Origin of the sequence: Parvimonas sp. KA00067 (assembly GCF_001553085.1) — a bacterium.
Lineage (GTDB): Bacteria > Bacillota > Clostridia > Tissierellales > Peptoniphilaceae > Parvimonas > Parvimonas parva.
In genome coordinates, this window is record NZ_KQ960149.1 from 100,115 (window position 1) to 124,036 (window position 23,922).

Below are 23,922 nucleotides of genomic sequence, written 5' to 3' on the forward strand. Positions count from 1 at the left end.
AAAAATTGTGAAAAGAGAGGTAAATATGAAAAAAACGAAAAAGTTTATTGCGCTTTTGATAGCTACTATCACGATGGCATCAAATATCGCCCCGGTTTTTGCGACTGATGGGGTTGGAGGGGTGCCAAAATCGGTTAGTAATAACGATAAATGCCCTATTGTGGCAGGAGCTAATATTCCTGCAAAGCCAGTAAAACCTGGAGAAGGAGAAACGGCAGAAAGTATCACAAAAAATCCTGACCAACCTAATATCTATACCTTGCGTAAAGATTATCTGGTAGAAAGGGGAGTAGATGATAAGGGAGATCCAAAATATGTAGTAAACTACCAACCCTACAAAGCAAGTGTTGGCGAGGCCGCAACAGATGATGAAAAAGCTAAGGTAAATAAGACCATTAATTTACCTGACCTTTCTGGTTACAATAAACCAACTGATTCTTATCAAATTTCTTATGATATTATAAAAAATGCAGCAGAAAATAAAAATGAGACTGGTAATGAAAAAGATGGCTTTAGGTATGAAGAAAAGCAAGAATTTAATTATCCAGGCAGGTCAAATAAATTTAGGGTAAAGCATATCTTCCAAAAACTTGAAGATTTTTGTAAGTACACAAACCCAGATGGTACTATAACTAGTCCTGATGGTACTTTGATAGATGCTGATGGAAACGAAAGTAAAGTTGATGAAAGTGAGATAAAAAAACATGAAAAGGTAACAACTAAAGATGGCAACACTGGTTCAAAGACAAGAGTCGAGCCTTTGATAGAGGGAGAAAGAAAGGGCTTTGTTCCTGAACAATATTATATAGAGATGCAAGTTCCGGACAATGCGACAGATTTTGTCTTAGAATACCGCTATAACCGTGCCCATTTCAATGTCAACTTTAACACCGACGGCGGCACATCAATTCCTAGCCGTACCATCTACTATGAACAAGAAATCCCAAAAATTGATGCAAACAGCATTACAAAAAAAGAAGGAAGTACATTTTTGGGTTGGAAACCATCTGTTGAAATAAAGAAAAAAGACGGTGGCACAATTAAACCAAGTGATTTAATTACTGAAGCAGAATTAACTGATGGTTTAATCATGCCGGCAGAAGATGTCACTTTCACAGCACAATGGAAAGATGAATCAAAGGCTGACTACGCCATCCAATTTTGGACAGAAAAGGCTGACCACGCTGATGGTGCATCACTTTTAGAAAAGTATGACTATATGGGCACTCGTGTTTATAAAAATGCTGATGCAGGATATAAACCAGATTTAGATAAGGAACCTGTAAAGGGATTAAAATTCCCTGACCTAGACCAAAATCGTCTAGATAAAATATGGAAAGGCGATAAATTTAATTTTAACAAACACCTTTATCTAAACAAGTTCTATGTTTACAACAAAGACCTAACAGACAAAGAAAATTCTAATCCTCAAAATCCAAATGTGATAAAGTCAGTGTCTCCAACAGGTCAAACTGTCTATAATATCTACTACGACAGACAAGTCTATGACCTATACTTTACTGAGTCCAATTATTTTAAAAAAGAAAGACAAGAGAACACTTTCTATCCTGAAATTTGGGGATATGACGAATCAAAAGGTAAAGCGGTAATGAAGGGCGGCCCCGGTAATCCTTACCACTACAAGGCAAGATTTAATGAAATGATGTATAAGTGGCCAAACGATGCTAAACAAACTAAGGGCTTCACACCTGGCTACCAATCTTTTGGCTGGGGACCTAACTATGCTAATCCAAACTGGCCTCTTCACTTAGATACTCCTCCTTATAGATTAAATGCAGATGAGTTCCTGGACATGGATAACTACGATAGATGGGGCGGCTATACTAAGAAGATAGATAAGGGCGATGGCACAACCATCGATTTAGATAGATTCGATTTTACAACCCTTTCCTTTGGTATAAAACAGTATCATCCATCTATCCCTCACCACATGGACTTTTGGATGGACGGCTTTAAGGATGGCGAAACCATCATACGCTACGACCTTGTTAGGACCAAGGCAGATACAGATGCCCTAGACTATGGCCACAGATACCCTATAGTTACAGGCTTTACTCCTTATGGCTATAATCCTAAAGCTGCATGGCCTGCTATTCAAGAGGGAAGCGAGGAAGATGGCCGTGTTGATGAAGATAGAATTGGTGAACTAAACGATGAGCGTGATGAAATCACCCCTAACACTAGTGGGACATACTATAACAACAATGGAATCAAACTCCCTATCGGCCAGCTAGACTTTATACCAGTCTTCTATAGCGATTCCGACGAATTTGGAGACGTAAAGGAAGGTGGTCAAGCATTTGAACAAAATGGCTACCTTCGTTTCAAATACAAACGTAACAAGTATCCTCTAAGGTTTAACTACGACCCAAGAGTGATAAAGGGTGACGATGAATTTAATGAAACTAACTCATTAGACACCTTCTATGAATTTCCACTAAAGGTCCTAAGCCCAGATTTAGTAGATTCAAAATTAGAAAGGAAAGATAAGGAATATTTCAAAGAAGATCCAAAAAACTTTTTAGATAATCCAAAAAACTTACAAAAATTAGGCCTTACAGATTTAGTAGAAGAAGATAAAAATGGGAAATTGAGAGTCAAAAGACCACAAGGTCTTTCAGACCAAATGGTATTTAAGGGCTGGGCCCTTGATCCAGATGGCAAAAAGATGGTTTGGGAAAACCCGGGCGAAAAAATGCCTGACCACCCAGTAAACCTATATGCTATATGGGGCGAGCTTGACTATAAATGGAAGGTAACCTTTGACCCTGATGGGGGAAAACTAGATTCAATAGATGAAGCAAATATCACCACAGAAAGAAAAAAAATAAAAGAAGGTGACATAGGTGATGAGAAAGAAATCACCTACGCCAAAAAAGGAGATGACGAAGGCGATAAGCAAATCTTTACTGTCATCCAAAGACAAAAGCTAGTAGAACCTCAAAAACCAAAAAAGAAAGGATATGACTTTCTAGGTTGGGAAGTAATCCGTTATAAAAAAGGTGATGATGGCAACTATACTAACGAACAGGATAAATCATATCGAGAAAAATATGGGGTCCCTGAATTATACTCCTTTGGTACTGACGTTGTAGCTCCAATCTACCTAAAAGCAATTTGGGTACCAAACCAAAGGGTCGATGTTGAGGTTAAACATTATTTCTTAGACAAGGAATATAACTTAGACAAGGAATATAACTTAGATAATAATATAAAGAAAAATCCTTTGGAAGAGAAATTAGAAAATGTAAGGGCTAACTATATGGCATCGACTACTGGGGATAAGCAGGATGCTGATTATATCTTAGCTACCCATGACGAACTTGATAAAAATCTACAAGGGGAACTTAAAACAACTTATGAAGAATACAACAAAAGAGTAAATAATTTAAACAACTCTTACTTCCAAACCCTTAGGGTAGAACCAAAGGAAATCTTAGACCCAGAATCTGGTAAAATGGAGGAAAACCCTGATTTTAAAAATAATGTCTTCAAATTCTTTTATAGGCCTTTTAGGAAGCGTGAGTATAAGGTTAATTACTTAGATGAAAGAGCCAAAGAAAAACTAAAAGCGGCGTCATCTGAAGCCGAAAAGAAAGAAATAATAAAAGAGTATTCTATTATTGAACAAGAAAAAGTGATAAACGGCAACCGTCACTATGATGCCAGAAATTACAAAAAAATTCCGGGCTGGGTTCTAGCTGAGGGAGAAAAGCCACAACAACAACTTTTCTTTGATGTTGACGAGAATACAAATGAGTTTAAGGGCATCAATGGCACAGGGTCTGATGAAATTACTTTCTATTATAAAGACGTAAGGATAATAGAAGTGCCAGAAAATAGCAAAACACCAGAAGGTTATGTAAGAGTAACCTTCAAGGCTGGCGAAAACGGCAAACTCGAAGAAGGTGGTAAAGACAAAACTGTTTCCTACGACGTTGTAAAGGGCTTAAAATTTTCTAATATCCCAGTTCCTGATACTATGGAACATAATTCAGACAAAACAGGTGTAGAAATCGTACCTGATAAAGACTATCAATTTGCAGGTTGGGAACGCCAAGAAGATCAATCAAAAGGTCTTTTAGGTAAAGATAAAGGTGTATGTGAGAATTACACTTATGTTGCGAAATTTGAAAAACCACAGGGCAAACTAACCATCAAAAAAGTCCTAGAAAACGAACCTGTTGAGAAAAAGTCAATGATGACCAGGACGGCAGTTCCAGATCCATTGAAGTTTAAATTCAAAGTTACAGGACCAAAGATAAATGGATCTAAAAATAATGAGCCAACAGAATATACAGAAGAATTTGAATTGGCTGCTGGCGAAACAAAAGTATTAGAAAATCTATTTGACGGCGAATATACTGTCGAAGAAGTAGATGCAAAAGGCTATACAGCTTATTATGTTGAAGGTGACTATGATAAGGCTAGTTCAAAATTATCAAAAGATCCAATAAAAGTAAAATTGGAAAAAACTGATAATAAAAAAGACTATGAAAAGACCCTAACCGTGGTAAACAAAAACGTCAAACCGGGAGAAGCTGAAACTCCGAATAAAAATATTATAGATATTACAGTTAAGAAAGTTTGGGACGGAGGCAAGAAGCCGGCTACTACCATTAAACTTTGGAGAAAAGGTCAAGCTTTAGATGGAAAGACTATTGATGAAAAAGTGAAAGGAATTGAAGACTTTATTACAATAGATGGGGGAGATAATGAGCAGTCTCATATCTTCAAAAACCTTCCAAAACACGACCCAAGTGGTAGGGAATTTGAATATTATGTAAAAGAAGAAAATGTTCCAAAAAATTATACTAACAAAATAACTGGATCTATAGATAAAGGCTTTACAGTAACAAATACCTATCAGAAAATAGATGTAGAAGCTAATAAAGTTTGGGAAGGCGATTTAAAAGCAGGTGAAACAAGACCAACTATTTACTTCAAACTTTACAGGAAAATCAAAGACGGTAAAGAAACAGAAGTCCAAGATCAAGAAGTGAGAAAACTTGAAAATGGTACAACAAAAGCAACTTGGAAAGACTTAGATAGATTTGATGAAAATGGCAAGGAATTTATTTATTCAGTAAAAGAAGTTCAAGAAAACGGATCTGATTTTACTCCTGAAGGTTATACTAAAAAAGAAGAGGGCCTAACCGTAACAAATACTAAAGACCTACAGTCACCAAAAGAATCAAAAATTTCAATAAGCAAACAAAACTTTGCAGGACAAGAAATCAAAGGTGCACAAATTGAAATTAAAACTGAGCAAGGGGAAACTGCAAAAGGGAAATTCAAAGATTCAGACAAAGAACAAGAACTAAAATGGACTTCGGGAGATGAAGCAAAAGAAATCACCCTAAAAGAAGGTAAATATAAGTTTGTAGAAGTTGCAGCACCTAAGGGCTATGTAAAAGTAACAGAAATAGAATTTACTGTAGATTCTAAAGGAAAGATAACAGTAACAAATCCAACAGATTCAAAAAATGTAAAAGCAGAAGAAAGTAAACTTACAATAATTGACGATATAGAAGTAGGAACACTATCTACAACTGTATCGGTTGGAGAAAAATCTGCAAACAAAAATCAAGCCCTAGAAGTAAAAGCAAAAGAAAAAGAAGTAGTTAAAGACACAGTACACTATGAAAACTTACAACCAGGTCAAAAATATAAAATAACTGGAAAACTAAAAGATGTAACAGACTATAAAGATGGTTCTAAGATTGAAGATTTAAAAACAGTTGCAGCATCAGAAAAAACATTTACTGTAAGTGACGAAGGAAAAGGTACAGTAGAAGTCGAGTTTAAAGATGTACAGTTAGAAGCTGGTAAAAAATATGTAGTGTTTGAAGTAGCTGAGTCAGAAAATAACTTGAAAAAAGATGACAAAGACGGTCTTGCTAAAAATATAATAAGACACGAAGATCCAAAAGACCAAGCACAAACAATTATTGTTGAGCCGAAAAATAATAACAATAACAATAATAACAATGGTAACAATGGTAACAATAGTAACAATAACAATAACAATAATAGTAATAACAATAATAGTAACAACAATAATAACAATGGTAACAACAATAATAACAGTAACAACAATAACAACAACAATAATAAAGATGTCAATAAAAACAAAGTGCCAAAAACAAATGTACAAGCTACTTCTTCTTTATTTTCACTTCTTACTTTAGCACTATCTGCAGTATCTTTTAAGAAAAGAAGAAAATAATTTAATAATTGCCTTTAATAATAAGTAATAAAGTGCTGAAAAGCAAAAAAATAAGCTGTGAGAAATTTATCTCATAGCTTATTTTTTATTTTAATTTAATTCTCTTTTTAAACATAGCTTTTGCCTTAATAGTGAAAATACTAAACATACAACCATTGAGATAACCCATCCGTTTTGCTTGCCTTAATCAGTTAGTTTACTATTTAATTTAAATTTATTTACTAGTTTTTCATATTTTTTATCTATATTCTCATTTTTTGTCTCTAAAAATATATAAAAATATTTTTAATTCATTCAAAAATATCACTTGCCTTATCTTATTTTAATATAAAATAATATACAATACAACCAAACAAACTTGTTATATTACTAAAATTTTTTATATAAAATAGATAAAATTAAAAGGATTAACTAATATTTTACTACAAGTTAATCCTTAATAATTTTTAATTTAAAGAAAAAATTTATAAATTTAATTTTATAATTATTTACCAAAATTTAAATTATAAAAAAGTAAATAATATAACATTGTTAATTATATGAAAATTATTTTTTCTTTTTCTTTACAAATGATACTAAAACTCCACTTGCCAAAACTAATAATATTGAAGATTGTGAAATATTAGTTTTTACAAGTTTTTGTTTTTTATTAGCTGAAGGTTTATCTTTCGGTTTTTTATCCGGTTTTTTATCCGGTTTTTCATCCGGTTTTTCATCCGGTTTTTTACCTGGATTTTCATCCGGTTTTTCATCCGGTTTTTCATCCGGTTTTTTACCTGGATTTTCACCCGGTCTTGTTTCTTCTTTTACAATTACTGTATATTGAATTGTTTTATTATCTTTTTGATCTTTAATTAAAAAGTCTTTTCCATCTTCAGTTTGCTCTGCAGTCCAAAAATAATTATAACTTTCTTTTTTACCAGATTGCGAAGTTGCCTTTCCTTTAAAATTACCATGAACCTTACCTACAACAGTTAACTTGCTTCCATCAGCTACACTATCATTCACTTTAATTCCGGGCACTTTTAAATCTAAGGTATCTGGGACAGATATTACATCATTATATAAGTCAGTAAATTTAGTATAATTTGCATTTTTTAAAGTCATTTTTACAATGATTTTATTTCCATCACTCTTAACATCTCCAGCTTTAACTTCAAAAAGTTTATTTTCTGTTAAAGTAGCTTTTAAATTAGCAGGAATTTCTAATCCATCAGGAATTGTAAGCTCTGCTACAAATTCACTTTTTACATTCTTTGTTGTTATTTCATTTGAAGAATTATTATTGTTTTTATCAAAGTCATCTTTTAAAGATTGTATTTGATTTTTAATTGAAGAAACATCAAGTTTTCCAGTATATTCAAGAACATCTCCTCGTTTAACTTCATGAAGAGCGTCATGTTCAGTATCATCACCTATTAAAATATCTCCAGCTAAAGTAAGTTCTTGTGGAAGCTTAACTGTAAGATTAATTGAGTCATTATCATCTTTACTCTGAGTGAAATCTTTCCCGTCCGGTGTTTGTTTTCCAGTCCATTTATAATTAAATACTTTTGTATTTAAATCTTTTTTTGTTGCAACACCTATAAATGTACCTGATACTTCTCCTTTTACTGTTAAATTGCCTTTAGCTGTATCTTTTACTTTAATATTTGGAATTTCTAAATCTAATTTATCATTTACACTTATTACATCTGTATATAAGTCGATAAATTTAGTGTAGTCTTTTTTTAGCGTCATTTTAACAATGATTTTATTTCCATCAATTTTGACATCGCCATTTTTTATTTCAAATAAATTGTTATTTGTTAAAGTAGTTTTTAAGTCTTTTGGTATTTCTAAACCTTCAGGAAATTCTATACTTGCTACAAATTCACTTTTTACATTCTTTGTTGTTATTTCATTTGAAGAATTATTATTGTTTTTATCAAAGTCATCTTTTAAAGATTGTATTTGATTTTTAATTGAAGAAACATCAAGTTTTCCATCAAATGTTAAAAGGTCTTCCTTGTTTACTGGATAAACCATGTCATGTTCTGTGTCGTAGTCTTCATTAGCCTTTTTAACAAGTAAATCGCCACCAAGAGTTAATTGAACAGGTTTTGATACCATTATTGTATATTGGATAGCAGAATCATCTTTTGATTCAACATCTTTTCCTTCTTTTGATTGGTTGCCAGTCCACTTAAAGTCGAATTTTTTAATTGTATCGCCATCTTTTGCTACTGCAGAAAAATCCCCTTTAACTTCTCCTTTAATCGTGAATTTTTGACCGTCTTTTATTTTATCAAAATCTTTTAATTTTAGCCCATTAACTGTTACTGAAAGTGTATTATCTTTATCACCTGTAGATAAGACTGCTTCTTTTAATTTTTTATAATCAGTCATTCCGTCTTTAAGTTTAAATGTTACAGTTATTTTTTGCCCATTTACTTTTGTTTCACTAACTTCAAAACAATCTCCAAGTCCCTTAGCTTCTACTTGTAAATTTTTAGGCGCTTCTACTTCTTTAGGTAAAGTTAAAGTAGCAGTAAAAGTTGATGTTGCTCCAGTTAGGGAAATTTTATCAAAATCTTTTTCTTCTTTATTAAACATTCCCTCAATTGCTTTCATTTTATCTTTTATAGAAGAAACATTTACTTCTCCTGTCAAAGAAAATTCTTTATTTTCAGAAATGATTTTTATATCTTTACTTGTTTGTTTACTGTCTGACCAAATATCAGAGTCAATTGTTTCTTGTGAAGAAATTTTATTTTCATTAGGAATATTCGGATCATCTTTCCAAGTTAAATAGTAAGTTGTATCTGAAGTTATTTCAGGATTTTCACCTTTCTTATCAAAAAAACCAAATAATTTATAATCATCAAATCTTATTGCTTTTCCGCCAGCTTCTGCTGTAGTTGACCAGTTATCCTTATTTCCAATAACAAAACCTGTTTTTGTTGCATCTTTATCCGGTTTTAAACTGTTATGGTCAAGTCCATTTAACAAATCAAATAATTTATCATTGTATTTTGCAGTTTTCTTAAGTACTGCAACATCCCCACCATTTTTATCTTTTTCTATAGTAAAGACATCTTTTTTAGTTTTAAAGATTGAGTTATCACTAAAAGTTCCTCCATTTGCTGAGAAAGAAACTTTATATTCATCATCAGTGTATTTTGCGTATAAATCTATTTGAGTTTGTCCTTCAGTAAAGTTTATCTTTTCTTTTGCATTATAAACTTTTCCGCTTCCGTCAGAAGCTGTTGTCCATCCTACAAATTTTTTACCTTCTACTTTAAAATCATCTTTTTCTTTTAAGATATCATCAAAAGATAAAACTTCTATATTTTTTGCATCTTTGCTTACAGAAGATATATAGTCTTTACCAGCTCCGTTATGATAAATAGCTGTTTTTCTTTCCCATTTTGCGTAAACTTCTGTGTCAGCAGTTAGTTTTCCATTCCAATCAAATGCTTTTTCTTCGCCTTTATCTGTCTTGTAGTACCAACCTAAAAATTTAACCCCATTTTTATCTGTTGGATCACCAGGATTTTCATTTCCTACAACATCATCAAGTTTGTAGCCTCTTATTGTCTTAAATTCTTTATCTTCATTTGTTTTATCTGCAAAACTTGCATCAGCATTATTTAATTTAAAAGTAACTTTAGCTGCAGGTGTCCAAACATATTTATTGCCATCATCAGATGAATTTTTTACAGAATAATCATAAGTTTTTCCATTTTTATTAATTGGAGCAAGCTTATCTAAATTTTTATCTTTTAATTGAAACCAAGTAAGTTTTTCATTGCCATTTTCTTCTCCATTAACTGGAATAGCAAGTCCTCCTTGATAATTAGGAGAGTACTTAACTTTGTGTGAACCCCCTATTACAATATAGTTTGTTCCACTTTGACCAAGTCCATTATCAGAGTCGGCTTTCATCGGTGTATTTACAACTGAATCTGCCCCAAAAACTATCTTAGTATTTGCTTTATCTTGTGCTCCAAATAATGAACCACTATGTCCATCTCCTTCAAGATAGCCACCATTGAAGGTTGCTATACCTTGATTTGCATTAAGACCACCGTTTTTATTATTTTTTACAACTATCTTAGCCCCATTATCGACAAGCACTTTATTATCATAACCAAAAGTTATGCCTTTTGCTCTCCAATGTGTATTAAAGTTTTTGACCTCAAAAATAGATTGATTGGTAAAATGAAATACTCCTACTTCCCAAGAGTTTTCAAAATATGCCCCTGTTTCATGTCTTACACCCGTTCCGTCTATTACAAATTTTGTGTTATCAAGGTATAAAGGACCTTTAAAATATACTGGTAGTCTATATAAATTGATTTCTGAATTAAAAGCTTTAAAACCATTCCATTCATAAAGTTGCCACTTATCTCCCTCATATCTCTGATTAATAGTAGCATTTCTTAATTCATTATCTTTACTATGAAACATAAAATATCCATTTGTTATGTCCATTTTAAGCTTGTCTTTGCTTGTTCCTACAATATTTCCGCTTGTTTCAAAAGCAAAACCATTATCAGGAAATTTAAAAACATAATTTCCGTCGTTTATCTCTGCTCCTTTTTCTACTAAAATTCCTTTATTATAACCATTAATGTTAAGTGTTTTTCCTTCAGCTACGCAAAGATGTGCTCCATCTTTTAAGGTAATAGCAGTTCCACTTCCTTGCATAGTTGCATCAGAGATGAATTTTAATGTTATTTTTTTATTAACTGTTATATTTGTTTCAGTAAGGCTTATAACATTAAGCGTATCTCCGTCTTTAGCCTTTTCAATTGCCTTAGCAAAAGTTTTCACCGGCTTTTCTTTTGTACCGTCACTATTATCATCACCCTTAGCACTATCAAGATAAATTTCATTTACCTTTACATCAGCATTAGAAATGTGTTTAAACGGTAAAAAACCGACGATCATGATAATTGCTAATAAAAATGATAAAAATCTTTTTTTAAAAAATTGATTTTGCACTTTTTTTCTCCTTTCAATAAATGCTAAAAATAAACATCTCTTTATTAATTATATATACATTATATATATATATATAATTGTCAAGTTTTTTATAGCACTTTTTAAAATAAAAAAATATGGACTAAAATTTCTTAAATTGCAAGAATAAATTAGCCACATATCATTTTGATACTTGATATAATTAAACACAAGAAAACGACCACACAGGAGCATTTTTACTCTTGTATGGTCATTATTTTTTTACCGCTTAAAGGTCATCAGTTAAACTTTGATTTCCATAAATCCATAACTGAACGCTCCTAAAGCGCTCTTTTTTATTTTTTAAAAAATATAATTTAGAAACAAAAAACCACCGAGTGGTGGCTTTTAGCTTTCGATTTAATTATCTTCTTCTACCATTTCTAAACATTCATCTAAATCAAATTTTTCTGTGAATTCCGGATCCATATGGGTTAAGGAGTGCCAATCTTCTGAATCTTTTTTTCTAAATAGGATTGCTTCTCCGTCTTCTGATCCGAAGTAGGCTCTTTCTACTTGGTAGCCTTTCTTTTCTAGATTTTTCTTTACTTCTAAATAATTATTTTCTCTCGCTTCGATATATTCTCTTAAATCTGAATTCGCTACTGTGTAGGCATCCACTCTAGTTGCACCTTCTACGATTCCTTTTCCTTTTTTAGATAGGTTTGGAATTTCTTTCCAATATACTTCTACATTGCCATCTTCTGTAAACATAAACTTAGTTAGTGGTACTATGTTGCCATTTATTTCTAGTTCCATGTAGTCTGAGATTGAATCTAGCTTTATAGTTTCGTATTCAAATCCGCCTATCTCTTCAAATTTGTATCCTTTAAGTTGAGATACAAATTTTCTTCCTTCTTCTATGGTGTCAAATAGTCCTAGCTCTGTGCTAATTCCATCTTTGTATAGTTCTAATATAAACATTTTTTCTCCTTATCTATTTAACTCTATTTCCATAAATCCCTAACTGAATGCTCCTAAAGCTCTCTTAAATTAAATTTAGTAGAAAAAGTAAGTTTTCTTTTATTATTTTTTTGTCTTTTATGATTAGAATGAAATTTTCGTTTAGGTTTTTGGAGTCTTTAAAGAGCTTGTTGTCGTACTTTGATTTAAAGACTTTTGCTTTTGTATTGTTTTCGATTATTCCGTTTTCTAATTCCAATTCGACTTTTATTTCATCAGAATTGCTTGTTATATTGTAGTTTTTTTGATGAAAATTTATGTTTTTCTTTTCTGTATTTGTAAGTCTTGTAACAAGATTGTTCTTTTGAAGATAAATTGTTTTTATCGTTCCTGAAAAGTTTTTGTTTTTTATCGTCAAAATTTTATCCAAAATATTTTTTTTGTATTCATAAATGTAGCTTAAAACTTTAAGGTCGATATAATTATGATAAATCAACTTTGATAGCATTTCTTTGTCTTTAAGCTCCTGATACATTTGAAAAATTTTCGGCATTTCCTCTTGGTTTACATGGTCGTGAACGTCAAGACCCAATCTTTTTCCTAAATTTATCGCTTTAAGACTTGGTTCATCAAGAAAAAAGTTTAATTTTTGAAATTGTCTATAAATATCCACATTTTCAAAACTATTTTGAGCAATATTGTATTTTTCCATTTTTTTTCTAATGAAAGGAAAATCAAACCTATCTCCATTATATGAAATAACTTTTTTAGAATTTAAAACTTCATTAACTTTTAAAATAAGCTCTTTTTCTTCGCTCTCATCTTCGATATAATATTGGGAATAAATTAGCTCATTACCTTTTTTTTCACAAATTCCAAACATATACATAAAATCTTTAGTTCTGCTAAGACCTGTCGTTTCTATATCAAATAAAATATAATCTTTAAAATCAGAATCTGTCTTTTCAATATTCTGGACTTTTTTCATAATTACTCCTTTACTAAAATAATTATATCATATTTCCATTTTGATAAATTTAAAAAGGTAAATATGATGAAATAAATATTCTTTTACACAAGAAATGTAAATTCATATTTATTTTAACATAAAAGTAAGCGAAAAGGAATAAATTTTTCAAAAGTTTTAACCGAAAGTATATTAAAAATGTAATAAGCCTTATTAGTTAAGGATAGTAACACAAAAAGCAATTATCAAAAATGATAGTTGCTTTTTTAATGCGAGAGTGATTAAAAATATTACACAAAAAGTGCAAAATATACTATAAAATGTGTTGAAAGCTTTATAATTATAGGGTATAATATAAGTACATTAGATAGTTTATTTGTGTGAAAAAATAAATAAGGTTAGGAGGTTAGTATGGCTACAAAGAGTTTTACAAGTGAATTGAAATTTAATAGAAAATCAGTAGACAATCTTTTAAAAGCATTAGATAAGGATAGTAAAGCAAAAGTTGTAAATGTTAAATCTTCTAATGTTAGTAATACCGAAGATATAAGAAAGATGTTTGTTAAAAAATAATATGGAATTTAAAATAATTTTACTACAAGATCTTTTAGATAGTTTAGGGGATTTGGAAACTGATAGAATATTAAAAACTTTTAAAAGCATTCCATCGGATAAAATAAATGATGTTGAATGCTTTTTACATGATAAAGCTATACAATTTGAAAAATCGTCAATTTCTACAACTCATTTAGTATTTAAAAATTCAACTCTTGTTGGATATTTTTCTTTAGCTAACAAAAAGCTAATTATTGGAGATAAAAATTATAAAAAATTGTCAAATAATCAGAAAAGAAAATTATGTAAAAAGGGTGAAAAATTGGAAAATGGTTCTTATTATATAAATAGCTATTTAATCGGACAATTAGGAAAGAATTATTCAAATAGTTTAAACGGAGATGCTATAAGCGGAAATGAATTATTAACTTTAGCTTATAATACTTTGTTAAAAGTAAAGAGTTTAATTAGTGCAAGATATGTATGGCTTGAGTGTGAAGATAATCCTAAATTAATTAGTTTTTATGAAAATTTTGGATTTACTTTAATTCCAGAGTTTGAATCGACTAATGGATTAAAGGTTCTTATTATGAAATTAAAATAAAATAAAAAAATTAAGCAATTATCAAAAATGATAGTTGCTTTTTTAATGCAAGAAAGGAAAAAATGAAATTAGTTTTTTTCTTTTTTATTTAAGCACAAAAAAAGCTCGATTTCTCGAGCTTTGGTGCAGGAAATTCAGTACCATTTATAAACCCACGTTCACTGGTGGGACAATGTTCGACTAGTTTTAGTCTTATTGTTAGTTTTCCTTTTTTATATTTTAATTTTTCAATAAAGAATTTTAAAATTATTTGTTGTTCGCTAATTGAAAAATTTTCAAGTTTATCATATTTGTTTAAAAATTTTATGATTGAATTTATATCAATTTTATTTTCATTTGCTTTTGATTTTAGAAGTTCATTTTGTAAATTAAATTTTTTTAATTCTAATTCTTCAACTTTATTTTTAACGGATATAGAGTTAGACCCGGTTAGAATAAATTCAATACAATTATTAATTTGTTTTTCAATTTCTTTTATTTCATTTTCTAATTTTGATTTATCAACATTTGTTTTTTTGTTATCTAAATATATTTTTATTCTTTCAGATAATGTCTTTTTGTTTTCTTCTGAAAATATAGCTTCATTAAATGCAGTATAAAAATCTTCTTCCAAAAAGTCGGTTCTTATAGATTGTTGACTGCAATTCTTGTTTACGCATCTGTAATAGTGATATATTTTGCCTTGATTGTTTTTTCGTACAGTTCCTTGTAATCTTTCTCCACATTCGTCGCAGTAGAGGAAAGGCGATAAAACATAGTCCCATTTTGCTTTATTACTTATTTTCTTATTCAATTTTTGACGCTCCTTTACTAATTGCCAAGTATTTTTATCTATTATTGCAGGATTGCCGTTTTCAACGATAATCATGTCCTCTCTATTTTTATGTCTATGAGTGTTTCTTTTTTTATTTTGGAGGTTATAATCTTCTTTGCTAAAAATATAAGTTCCGATGTAACGTTCATTAGATAGCATTTCATAAAGAGTAGTAGATTTAAAGCTATTTCCTTTAACTGTTTTGTAACCAAGAGAATCAAGTTCATTTATTATATCAGTATATGATGAACCTTTTGCAAATCTATCAAAAATCAATCTTACTGCTATTGCTTGATATTCATTAATAATATAATTTTTATTTTCATCTATTGAATAACCGAAGAGGGGAACTCCACCATTAAACTTTCCTTTATAAGCATTTTCGTAGAGACCTTTTTTAACCTCTCTTGATAAATTTTTAGAAAAATATTCACTCATTCCTTCGAGTACAGATTCTAAAATTACACTCTCCGGACTATCATCTAAATTTTCTAAAACAGAAATAACTCTAACATTTTTTTGACTTAATTCTCTTTTGTAAATAGCACTATCATACTTATTTCTTGAAAATCTATCTAATTTATGTACAATTATAAAATCAACCTCATCAGCAAGTTTTATCATTTCCTGGAACTGTGGTCTATTATCCGTTGTGCCGGAAATTCCCTCATCAGCAAAAGTATTTACTAAAAATATTTTATTTCTTGAGCAATAGTCTTTAATTGCTCTAAATTGTGCATCAATACTTTCTTCTCTTTGCATATCTGTTGAAAAACGAGCATAAGCAAAAGCCTTTTTCATTATAACACCTCCTTATTGTTAATTAAAAGGCACAGTATGTACTGTACCTTTGATTTTATTTTTTTATTTCAAAAATGTGTTTTCCAAGTTCTTTACCTGAAATTCCTTGAGTAGCTTTTAAAGTAACTGGGGTTATATCATCAGATAATTCATAAGCGACAGCGTTTTTAACTGTTCCACCTTTTTTTATTTTTGCCATTTGAGTATTTAATAGAGTTTTATCTGGATGTGATGCTACTTGAAGTTCATTAACCATATCTTTACTATTATCTTGAACAGCACTAAAAACAGCCATCCATGCAGTTGTTGGGTCTAATTCTTTATCGGATTTATTTGTAGTATCATACCAAAAAGCTATAACAGGTTTTGAACCATATTCATTTCCTTTTTCTCCAACTTTTATAATTTTAGTTTCAGTAATTACAATTTTTAAATCATTAATTTCAACAGTCTTTCCATCAAATCCTATTTTCTTTTCTTCTTTTTGTTCTTTTTTCTTTTCTTCAACTTTTGTTGTAGATTCTTTAGTTTCTTCTTTCTTAGTTTCTTGCTTTCCGCAAGCTACTAACATTGTACTTGCTAACAATAGCATTAAAAATCTTTTTTTCATTTTTTCCTCCTAAAAATTAAATTTATATTAATTATAGTGAAACACCATAATATACAACCTTACCTAAAATTTCAGGTACACTCATTCCATCTTCCATATCGCTAAATTTATAAACATTATCTTTATGGTGAGGGTTTGTACTATGCGGTCTAAATACGACACAATCATCTTTTTTAATAAACTCTTTTATACTCCAACTATCCTCATAAGAATACATTACTATATCTCCGCTTTCAACATTTTCATAAGGTAATAATTTTTGAATTATAACTAAACTATATTCAGGAATTATTTTATCCATACTGTCGCCACGTGATTTTATAGCAACTAAATTTGACTTACCCGCTATATCTCCAAGTATGGCGTTAGGTAATTCTATTTCTTTAACTTCTATATCTTGTGAGTATTCTGGCATAATAGGACTGCTACAATTCACACAAATATTATCATAAAATAACATTGATGTTGTTGGAATTTCTATTGTATTTTCTTTTGAATAATCTACATTTACGTTTGGGGTTCTTATATCACTTCTACCTTTTAAAAAATCTAAATTAACATTAAAGTAATCTGCGATTAATTCAAAAGTATCTATATCGGGAGTTCTTTTTCCTTGTTCATACATAGAAATGGCTGAAGGAGATAGATTTAGTTTAGTACAAAGTTCCTTTTGCTTTAAGCCTTCTTCCTCTCTTAATTGTTTTAAAATATCTTTAAATTTCATAAAATCAACTCCTTTATGTTATTATATTACACTTTACGTGAAAAGGCAATAGTTTTTTTAAAAAAATTCACAAAAAGCGTTGACAAAATTTACTAAACGTGTTATCATAAAATCACACAATAGGTGTTTTAATTTTAGAAAGGAGTAGTTATGAATAATTTTAGTGAAAAATTGAAAGAATTAAGGATAGAAAAAAATCTTACTCAAGAAGAGTTAGCAAAAATAATAGGTGTTGGAGTTTCAGCTATTTCAATGTATGAACAAGGAAATAGAGTACCGAGAGATGAAATAAAAATAAAATTGGCTAAATTTTTTAATAAAAGTGTAGAAGAAATTTTTTTTGTAAATTAAAAACACGATTGGTAAATTTTTGATGAAGGAGAAAGAGATGGAAGAAAAAAATAATTTTAAATATGAAGATTTTTTAAACAAAATAAATGAATTAGAAATAAAATCAAATGATTATGAAAAAGAAGTAGAAAAAGAAATAAGGATATTGTATAAAGAATTTTTAAAAGATTGTAAAACATATAGTGATTTTTATGAAAAGATTAGATATTTAAAAACAGTAATTTATGATAAAGAATATTTTTTAACAGATTTTAAAAGAGAGTTGTTTTTAAAATTTGAAACTATAATAGAAAAAACAATTAAAAATGCAAAAATACCTTTTGAAAAAGGTATTTAAGCAAAATTATAAAAATTTTTTTTGAAACATAACAACACCCCCTTTCAAGCTAATTATAGCACAAAGGGGGAGAGGGACAAAAGGAGTAAAAGCAATGACAGAAATATTATTTGAGGGAAGTTTTTTAGATGCTGCACTTGATGATTTAGCAGAAATGCTTGCAGAAAAGTTTGAGAGGGAAGTTCTAAAGGAAAATGAAGAAAAATGAAAAAAGGCAAAGAGTATAACAGATATATTGACGACTGTGGATATATTGCAAAGGGTCAAAGAGTAGTAATTCATTTTGATGGTTACGAATATGAAATCGGAAGAGATAAGAACTTTGGGAGTTTATATGCAAATGTGATTTTAGAAGATGATAAAGAGATATATCCAGGTACTTTAGAACTTTTAAAAGTACATAAAGGTATTACATACAATAAAGTCCATAATGGGAAAAGAGTTATAGGCTTTGATTGTAATTTTAGTAGCGACTATGTACCTTATCGAGAAGAAAATCACGCAAGGTCAAAGTATAAGGATATGGCTTATGTAAAGCAAGAGGTCAAAAAACTAATCAGAAAACTAAAAAGAGCAGGGATAAGATGAATAAGTTGAAAAAAGAACAAAGAACACTTAAGCAATTAGGTTGGAAGATATACAAGAAGAGAAGACACGAGATTATTTATTCAAAACATAATAACAATACTTTAATAATCTTAAATAGAGATAGTGAAAGTGTATCTTTTAAAGATGTTCATTCTTTAACTTTCGAAGAAATGGAAGCAATTAAAATGGCACGTGTAGAATTTTTTATAGGAGAATTTGTCAAAAGAGAAATAAAGGATAACAGGAAACAGATTGAAGAGGATAAAAAACGATTAGCAGAGAAGATATGGAACGAGCAAAGGATGAAAGGTTTGATTGGGAGATAGGAGAGGAGAGGAGAAAAGAAATGGTAAAGACTTATGATGATTTTTGCAATTCAACAAGTTTAGACAGATTTGTTGATTATAATAATAGAGAAGAAAGCACAATAACTAGAATATCAAAATTGGTTGAGAGTGAAACGATAGAAGATGAAGATATAAAAGCTGAAGATAAAATCGAAAGTGAAAATAGTATTCTTTTTAGAGGTTGTATGTATGGAATGCTTGTTGCATTTGCGATAATGCTTTTTGCAATGAATTTTATAAAAGAGCTTATGTACTAGGAGAGGAATTTATGAATAGTGTAGTTTTAATTGGGAGATTGGTCAAAGAACCGGAACTAAGATATATACAAGGGTCAGATAATGCTTATTGTAGATTTACATTAGCAGTTGACAAGGGAATGTCTAAGGAAAAGAAACAAGAAGCAGAACTAAATAATAGACTGACAGCTGATTTTATAAATATAGTTGTTTGGGGAAGGCAAGCGGAGAATTGTCAAAAATATTTACAAAAAGGAAGAAATGTAGCAATTCAAGGAAGACTTCAATCAGGAAGTTATACTGCACAAGACGGAACAAGAAGATTTGTTACAGAAGTTTGGGCAGAAAGAGTTCAATTCATTGACTGGGGAGAAAAGGACGAAAAAGAAAAAGAAGATGACCCATTCTCCGGTTGGGATTTAGGATTAACAGAAGCTAAAGACGAAGAAGTACCATTTTAGACAAGCAAAAGGAGATAAGTATGAAAAACAAATTAGCAGACTTAAATAATCATTTATTTTTAGAACTTGAAAGACTTAATGATGAAGAGTTGACAGGAGAAGAATTAGCCGAAGAGATTAAAAGAGCAGAAAGTATTACAAAAATAAGTAATGCGATTATATCAAATGCAAATGTAGTTTTAAGAGCAGTTCAAATAAAGGGAGAACATTGTGGCTTAAAAGAAAATGACTTAAAGATGCTTGAGTAATGTTATGAAAAAATATAGAAAATATACACCCGAAGCAATAGAATTTATAAAACAAAATTACGAAACTATGAGATGTAAGGAAATGGTAAAGATTTTAAATGAAGAATACAGTCTTAATATAAATATTGCAAGTCTTTATAATTTCAAACAAACTAATGGTTTTACCACAAAAATCCCGTGGAACAAAGGTACAAAAGGGCTAACAAGAGGGAACTCCGGAAGTTTTAAGAAAGGTAATGTACCGAAAAACAAAGGAACTAAGGGACTTTCAAAGCCTAATAAAACAAGTTTTAGAAAAGGAAATATTCCGCATAACGCAAAAGAAGTAGGCGCTGAAAGAATAACCAAAGACGGATATATCGAAATAAAAGTAGCAGAGCCTAATAAATGGAATTTAAAGCATAGAGTTATTTATGAAAAACATTTCGGAAAAATTCCAAAAGGAAAGATTATAGTTTTTTTAGATAGGAATACTCAAAATTTAAACTTAGATAATTTAGAGTGTATAACAAAATATGAAAATTTAATTATGAATAGCAGAGGTTATTACTCTACAGATTCTGAAATTACAAGAACAGGATTAAATGCAGTAAGGTTAGAAATCAGTATAAAAAAAGAAAAAAGGAGAAAAAATAATGAATCCAACTACAGCAAAGAAATTAATGATAGCAGAAAGTAGTATTTTTTATAATGGTGTTGAATATGAAAAAATTCAATCTCTTATTTTTAAAAAAACTGAAAACGGAATTAAAGCGTGTGCAGAATTAATAGACAAGAGTAAAAATTCTTTAACAGTAGCTTTTTTAAAAGATATAAAATCAGAAGAAAATGAGGATAAAGAAAAAATTGCTATTGATGATTTGTATTTTGACGGATTACAAAGTGAATTTAAAAGAAATGCTCTTCTTTGTATAAATAGTCTTGGAATATCAAATTATAAACTGGCATTAACAGAAATTAGAGCAATAATAAGTGTTATTACTGATTTGGAATATGCACTTGAGCAAAAAGTAGAAAATAAAAAAGAGTAAAGAAAAAAGCACTTTTTTAAGTGCCTTTTCAGTGGTATTGTTTTGCAGGTCAATGCGAAAACATTTAACATTTAGTTAATATTATTATACCACAATTTGTTGAAAAATGCAAGTAAAATACACAAAAAGAGGGAATTTTTAAAGCCTCTTTTGTGAGCTTGTAAGGGGTATTATCTTTTCGACCATACATAAAAATAGAAAAGTAAAAAGTATAAAAATATAGGTGGTATTATGAATGAGCATTTAGGATTTAGTTTTATGAGAGAAAAGAAAATATTCTGTGGAGATAATTACTTAGAAGTTGATATTTATCCAATGACAATTCCACGAAAGAGAAAAGGGAAGAGGTCAAAGAAAGAAAAAGAGAGTTTACAAAAGCAAAAGAATTTAAACGATAAAAATGCAAAGAGAAGATTTGTTCAAATAGCAGAAAGCAATTTCGGAGAGGGAGATTTGATTTTACATTTAACATATAGTGATGAAATGTTACCTAAATCACTTGAAGAGTTAGAAAGAAATGTTCAAAATTTTTTAAGAAGATTAAAAAGGCTTAGAAAAAAATTAGGAAAAGAAGACTTGAAGTATCTACTTGTAACATCATATACAACAGAAGAGGACGAAAAGTACGTTGATAAAGTAAGACCACATCATCATCTAATCGTGAACGGTAATATAGATAGAGATTTGGTCGAGGACTTATGGAGAAAGAAAAGGGAGAAAGGAGAAAAGAAAGGAAAAAGGTATGGATATGCAAATGCTCAAAAGGTGCAATATGATTTTGTAGAGGGGATAACAAGAGTTAGTCAGTACATAGTTAGAAATTTAACTCAAAAAAGAAAATGGACTTGTAGTCAAAACCTAAGAAGACCCGAAAGTCGTACTAACGATTACAAGTACAGTAAAAGAAAGATTGAAAAACTTATAAGAGGTGGATTTGACAAAAAGTATTGGGAAAAGCAATATCCGAACTGGGAAATTAGAGACATGCTAAATGGATATGAAGCGGTTTACAATGAAATTACCGGTTGGAGTATATATTTGAAAATGAGGAGAAAGGAGTGATTTTTTGAAAATAGATGACGAAAAACTGATTAGAAAGAGAAGAAGTGCAATAAATAATGCACAAGGGCGTTTTTTTGAAGAGCAAGTTGAAAGAGCTTGTAATTATTACAGAGAGAAAGGGATAGCAAATATTAACAAAACACCTGAACCTTTTAGAGTTTTGAAAAAAAATCAAGGAGGAAGATTTATAGGGCAATTCATAAAAAGAGCAGAACCTGATTTTAAAGGAGTATTTATGACGGGACAAGCGATAGTTTTTGAATGCAAATATACAAGTAAAGATAAAATACAAAAAAGTGTATTATCAGAAAATCAAAATAAAGAATTAGAAAGAAATAGTAATTTAAAATCAATAACTGCAGTTTGTATATGTTTTGCAGAGGGACTGCAAGAAAGATATTTCTTTGTACCTTTTGAGATTTGGAAAGATATGGAAAAGCGTTTTGGAAAGAAGAGTGTAACTGCAGATGATTTGAAAGAATTTGAAGTATTTTATAGATATAGCAGAGGAGTAGATTTTTTACAACATATAAAAATTGTAACAAAGAATAATGATTAGGAGGGATTTATGCAAAAAGAATTGATTTTGAATTTTGGAGCATTAGGTGGGACAATAAAAGAACAATTAAAAGAACAAGGGTTTAAAATAAACAAATATGCTATTAATTTTGAAAAAATAAGAGATAGCATAAATATGTTATACCTACATGGTTATATTTCAGAAAGTGAAAAAGAAAAGAAATTCCAAAAATTATTTAATGCAATAAAAAAACAGATAAAAATAGAGGTGGAATAGATGAAATTTATATATAAATTAACTTATGAAAAATTAGAATTAGGAGCAGGAGAGTGTGATTATGAAAAATATTTTTTAAGTTTTATGAAAATGAAAAAATTTTTAAAAACAAGAGGAATTTGGATTTCTAAAGGAACAAGAAGTATAACAGGAAATGGAAGTATTTATATTATTGAGAAAATTGAGGTGGAGTAGATGAAACGTTATAAACTAAAACACAAATATTTGAAAGGTTTTGAATTTTCAAATTATAATTATCTAAATTATGATAAAGTACAAGAACAATTTTGTTTAGAAAGTGAAGAAGAAACAGAAGATTATCAAACGATATTTAGTGATGAAGAAATAGAAAAATTAGTAGAAAAATGGCTTAATCTACTAGATTGGATAATGGAAGAGGTGGAGTAGATGAAAAAAATATCAAAAAAAGCGGTTGAGATAGTAGAGAAATACGGTTGTATTGATAAAATTGTAGGGGAAGAATGGGAATATCTATTTAAAACAAATAGATAAATTATATCCTGATTTTGCAGTTGACAGCAATATTTGGAATATGAAAATAACAGAAGAATATTTCGGAGAATTTCAGCAAGACGGACAATACTGTTTACAATCAACGATTGGAGAATCAGAGGATTGTTTTAGAGGAATTTATTATTTTCCAACAACGGATGGAAGATATTTAGCTGTAATGCGAAGAAATTTAATAAATAAAAATAGTTAGCAATAACAACGTTTACACTAAAAGGAGAATTTAAAATGTTAAAAGATTTGATTAAAAAAGCACAAACGCAAAATTTAGATGATGAAAATATTAAGAAAGAGTTATTAGAATATGTTGTTGATGACGAAACAACAGATGAGGATATAGTACAAGCTTTAATCGAGATTGAAAAAAGAGGAGTAAACAATATAACAACTGAATTTGATAATAATTTCAAAATAAAAATAAGTTGTTATACAGAGCCGTTTAAAAGTATTAAAATAGAGATTTTATCAAGATTAGATAAATGGCACTTTTATAATTTAATAGGTTCTTTTGTATATGATTTTGATAGTAAAAAATTCTTTGTTAAACCTCATAACGATAAGAAATGTGGTGGTTATAGAGATACAACAAAAGAAAATTTACTAGAGATGAGAAGAATTTGTAAATGGATATGTAAAGACTCAATTCAAGTTATGATAAGAACAAAATTAGGTGAGTTACTGTAATGTTAATAAATAACT

General features: G+C 29.6%; 25 protein-coding genes. 19 read left to right on the top strand and 6 right to left on the bottom strand.

What is annotated here, in order from left to right:
- The first annotated feature begins 25 nt into the window (after positions 1-25).
- A complete protein-coding gene (locus HMPREF3181_RS04205; RefSeq protein ID WP_068473451.1) occupies positions 26-6,250 on the top strand; it encodes a Cna B-type domain-containing protein in 6,225 nt (2,074 codons plus the stop codon).
- A 546-nt stretch (positions 6,251-6,796) separates the two neighbouring features.
- On the opposite strand, the gene HMPREF3181_RS04210 is transcribed toward HMPREF3181_RS04205, so the two are convergent.
- From HMPREF3181_RS04210 to HMPREF3181_RS04220, 3 genes are all read right to left on the bottom strand, one after another.
- Positions 6,797-11,239 (bottom strand): InlB B-repeat-containing protein, encoded by a 4,443-nt coding sequence (locus tag HMPREF3181_RS04210; protein ID WP_231723265.1) that lies wholly within the window; start codon positions 11,237-11,239, stop codon positions 6,797-6,799.
- Positions 11,240-11,617: 378 nt separating this feature from the next.
- Positions 11,618-12,181: a hypothetical protein gene (locus tag HMPREF3181_RS04215; protein ID WP_068473454.1), complete on the bottom strand. Its 564-nt coding sequence runs from the start codon at positions 12,179-12,181 to the stop codon at positions 11,618-11,620.
- Positions 12,182-12,245: 64 nt separating this feature from the next.
- The gene (locus HMPREF3181_RS04220) at positions 12,246-13,148 is read right to left on the bottom strand and encodes a ribonuclease H-like domain-containing protein (protein ID WP_068473456.1); all 903 of its coding nucleotides are present in this window, start codon (positions 13,146-13,148) and stop codon (positions 12,246-12,248) included.
- A gap of 390 nt (positions 13,149-13,538) precedes the next feature.
- On the opposite strand from HMPREF3181_RS04220, the gene HMPREF3181_RS07850 reads away from it, so the two are divergent.
- Together HMPREF3181_RS07850 and HMPREF3181_RS04225 are read left to right on the top strand one after the other, a co-directional pair.
- Positions 13,539-13,700, top strand: coding sequence for a hypothetical protein (locus HMPREF3181_RS07850; protein ID WP_197415921.1), 162 nt, complete (start codon positions 13,539-13,541; stop codon positions 13,698-13,700).
- Between the two features lie 52 nt (positions 13,701-13,752).
- The gene (locus tag HMPREF3181_RS04225) at positions 13,753-14,286 is read left to right on the top strand and encodes an N-acetyltransferase (RefSeq protein WP_197415922.1); all 534 of its coding nucleotides are present in this window, start codon (positions 13,753-13,755) and stop codon (positions 14,284-14,286) included.
- 88 nt (positions 14,287-14,374) lie between these two features.
- Here the strand turns inward: HMPREF3181_RS04225 and HMPREF3181_RS04230 are convergent, their stop codons facing one another.
- From HMPREF3181_RS04230 to HMPREF3181_RS04240, 3 genes are read right to left on the bottom strand one after another with little or no spacing between them, the layout of a single operon-like run.
- Positions 14,375-15,901 (bottom strand): recombinase family protein, encoded by a 1,527-nt coding sequence (locus tag HMPREF3181_RS04230; protein WP_068473459.1) that lies wholly within the window; start codon positions 15,899-15,901, stop codon positions 14,375-14,377.
- Positions 15,902-15,956: 55 nt separating this feature from the next.
- Positions 15,957-16,511 (bottom strand): DUF5067 domain-containing protein, encoded by a 555-nt coding sequence (locus HMPREF3181_RS04235; RefSeq protein WP_068473462.1) that lies wholly within the window; start codon positions 16,509-16,511, stop codon positions 15,957-15,959.
- Between the two features lie 31 nt (positions 16,512-16,542).
- On the bottom strand, positions 16,543-17,235 hold the full coding sequence (locus tag HMPREF3181_RS04240) for a helix-turn-helix domain-containing protein (protein WP_068473465.1): 693 nt from the start codon (positions 17,233-17,235) through the stop codon (positions 16,543-16,545).
- A gap of 150 nt (positions 17,236-17,385) precedes the next feature.
- On the opposite strand from HMPREF3181_RS04240, the gene HMPREF3181_RS04245 reads away from it, so the two are divergent.
- The 16 genes from HMPREF3181_RS04245 to HMPREF3181_RS04315 all read left to right on the top strand — a co-directional run bounded on the left by HMPREF3181_RS04245 (position 17,386) and on the right by HMPREF3181_RS04315 (position 23,907).
- Positions 17,386-17,586 (top strand): helix-turn-helix transcriptional regulator, encoded by a 201-nt coding sequence (locus tag HMPREF3181_RS04245; RefSeq protein WP_068473469.1) that lies wholly within the window; start codon positions 17,386-17,388, stop codon positions 17,584-17,586.
- 37 nt (positions 17,587-17,623) lie between these two features.
- A complete protein-coding gene (locus tag HMPREF3181_RS04250; protein ID WP_068473472.1) occupies positions 17,624-17,923 on the top strand; it encodes a hypothetical protein in 300 nt (99 codons plus the stop codon).
- Positions 17,924-18,127: 204 nt separating this feature from the next.
- Positions 18,128-18,511 (top strand): hypothetical protein, encoded by a 384-nt coding sequence (locus tag HMPREF3181_RS04255; RefSeq protein ID WP_068473475.1) that lies wholly within the window; start codon positions 18,128-18,130, stop codon positions 18,509-18,511.
- On the top strand, positions 18,508-18,837 hold the full coding sequence (locus tag HMPREF3181_RS04260) for a hypothetical protein (protein WP_068473478.1): 330 nt from the start codon (positions 18,508-18,510) through the stop codon (positions 18,835-18,837). The genes HMPREF3181_RS04255 and HMPREF3181_RS04260 overlap by 4 nt, the downstream gene beginning before the upstream one ends.
- Positions 18,838-18,857: 20 nt before the next feature.
- Complete coding sequence (locus HMPREF3181_RS04265; RefSeq protein ID WP_068473481.1) at positions 18,858-19,115, top strand: hypothetical protein; 258 nt, start codon at positions 18,858-18,860, stop codon at positions 19,113-19,115.
- A gap of 11 nt (positions 19,116-19,126) precedes the next feature.
- Positions 19,127-19,555, top strand: coding sequence for a single-stranded DNA-binding protein (locus HMPREF3181_RS04270; RefSeq protein WP_068473485.1), 429 nt, complete (start codon positions 19,127-19,129; stop codon positions 19,553-19,555).
- Positions 19,556-19,575: 20 nt separating this feature from the next.
- On the top strand, positions 19,576-19,803 hold the full coding sequence (locus tag HMPREF3181_RS04275) for a hypothetical protein (RefSeq protein WP_068473488.1): 228 nt from the start codon (positions 19,576-19,578) through the stop codon (positions 19,801-19,803).
- Between the two features lie 4 nt (positions 19,804-19,807).
- Entirely contained in the window at positions 19,808-20,482 is a 675-nt protein-coding gene (locus HMPREF3181_RS04280) for an HNH endonuclease signature motif containing protein (RefSeq protein WP_068473491.1), read from the top strand.
- Positions 20,439-20,834 (top strand): hypothetical protein, encoded by a 396-nt coding sequence (locus tag HMPREF3181_RS04285; protein WP_068473494.1) that lies wholly within the window; start codon positions 20,439-20,441, stop codon positions 20,832-20,834. Before HMPREF3181_RS04280 ends, HMPREF3181_RS04285 begins: the two co-directional genes overlap by 44 nt.
- 231 nt (positions 20,835-21,065) lie before the next feature.
- Positions 21,066-21,896, top strand: coding sequence for a rolling circle replication-associated protein (locus HMPREF3181_RS04290; protein WP_068473497.1), 831 nt, complete (start codon positions 21,066-21,068; stop codon positions 21,894-21,896).
- 4 nt (positions 21,897-21,900) lie between these two features.
- On the top strand, positions 21,901-22,455 hold the full coding sequence (locus tag HMPREF3181_RS04295) for a Holliday junction resolvase RecU (RefSeq protein WP_082713904.1): 555 nt from the start codon (positions 21,901-21,903) through the stop codon (positions 22,453-22,455).
- 9 nt (positions 22,456-22,464) lie between these two features.
- Entirely contained in the window at positions 22,465-22,692 is a 228-nt protein-coding gene (locus HMPREF3181_RS04300; protein WP_068473500.1) for a hypothetical protein, read from the top strand.
- Positions 22,693-22,887, top strand: coding sequence for a hypothetical protein (locus HMPREF3181_RS04305; RefSeq protein ID WP_068473503.1), 195 nt, complete (start codon positions 22,693-22,695; stop codon positions 22,885-22,887).
- Positions 22,888-23,100, top strand: a complete 213-nt coding sequence (locus HMPREF3181_RS04310; RefSeq protein ID WP_068473506.1) for a hypothetical protein — start codon at positions 22,888-22,890, stop codon at positions 23,098-23,100. It abuts the gene before it with no gap.
- A 145-nt stretch (positions 23,101-23,245) separates the two neighbouring features.
- A complete protein-coding gene (locus HMPREF3181_RS07690) occupies positions 23,246-23,416 on the top strand; it encodes a hypothetical protein (protein WP_156435988.1) in 171 nt (56 codons plus the stop codon).
- A 35-nt stretch (positions 23,417-23,451) separates the two neighbouring features.
- Entirely contained in the window at positions 23,452-23,907 is a 456-nt protein-coding gene (locus HMPREF3181_RS04315; protein ID WP_068473509.1) for a hypothetical protein, read from the top strand.
- Positions 23,908-23,922 lie beyond the last annotated feature (15 nt).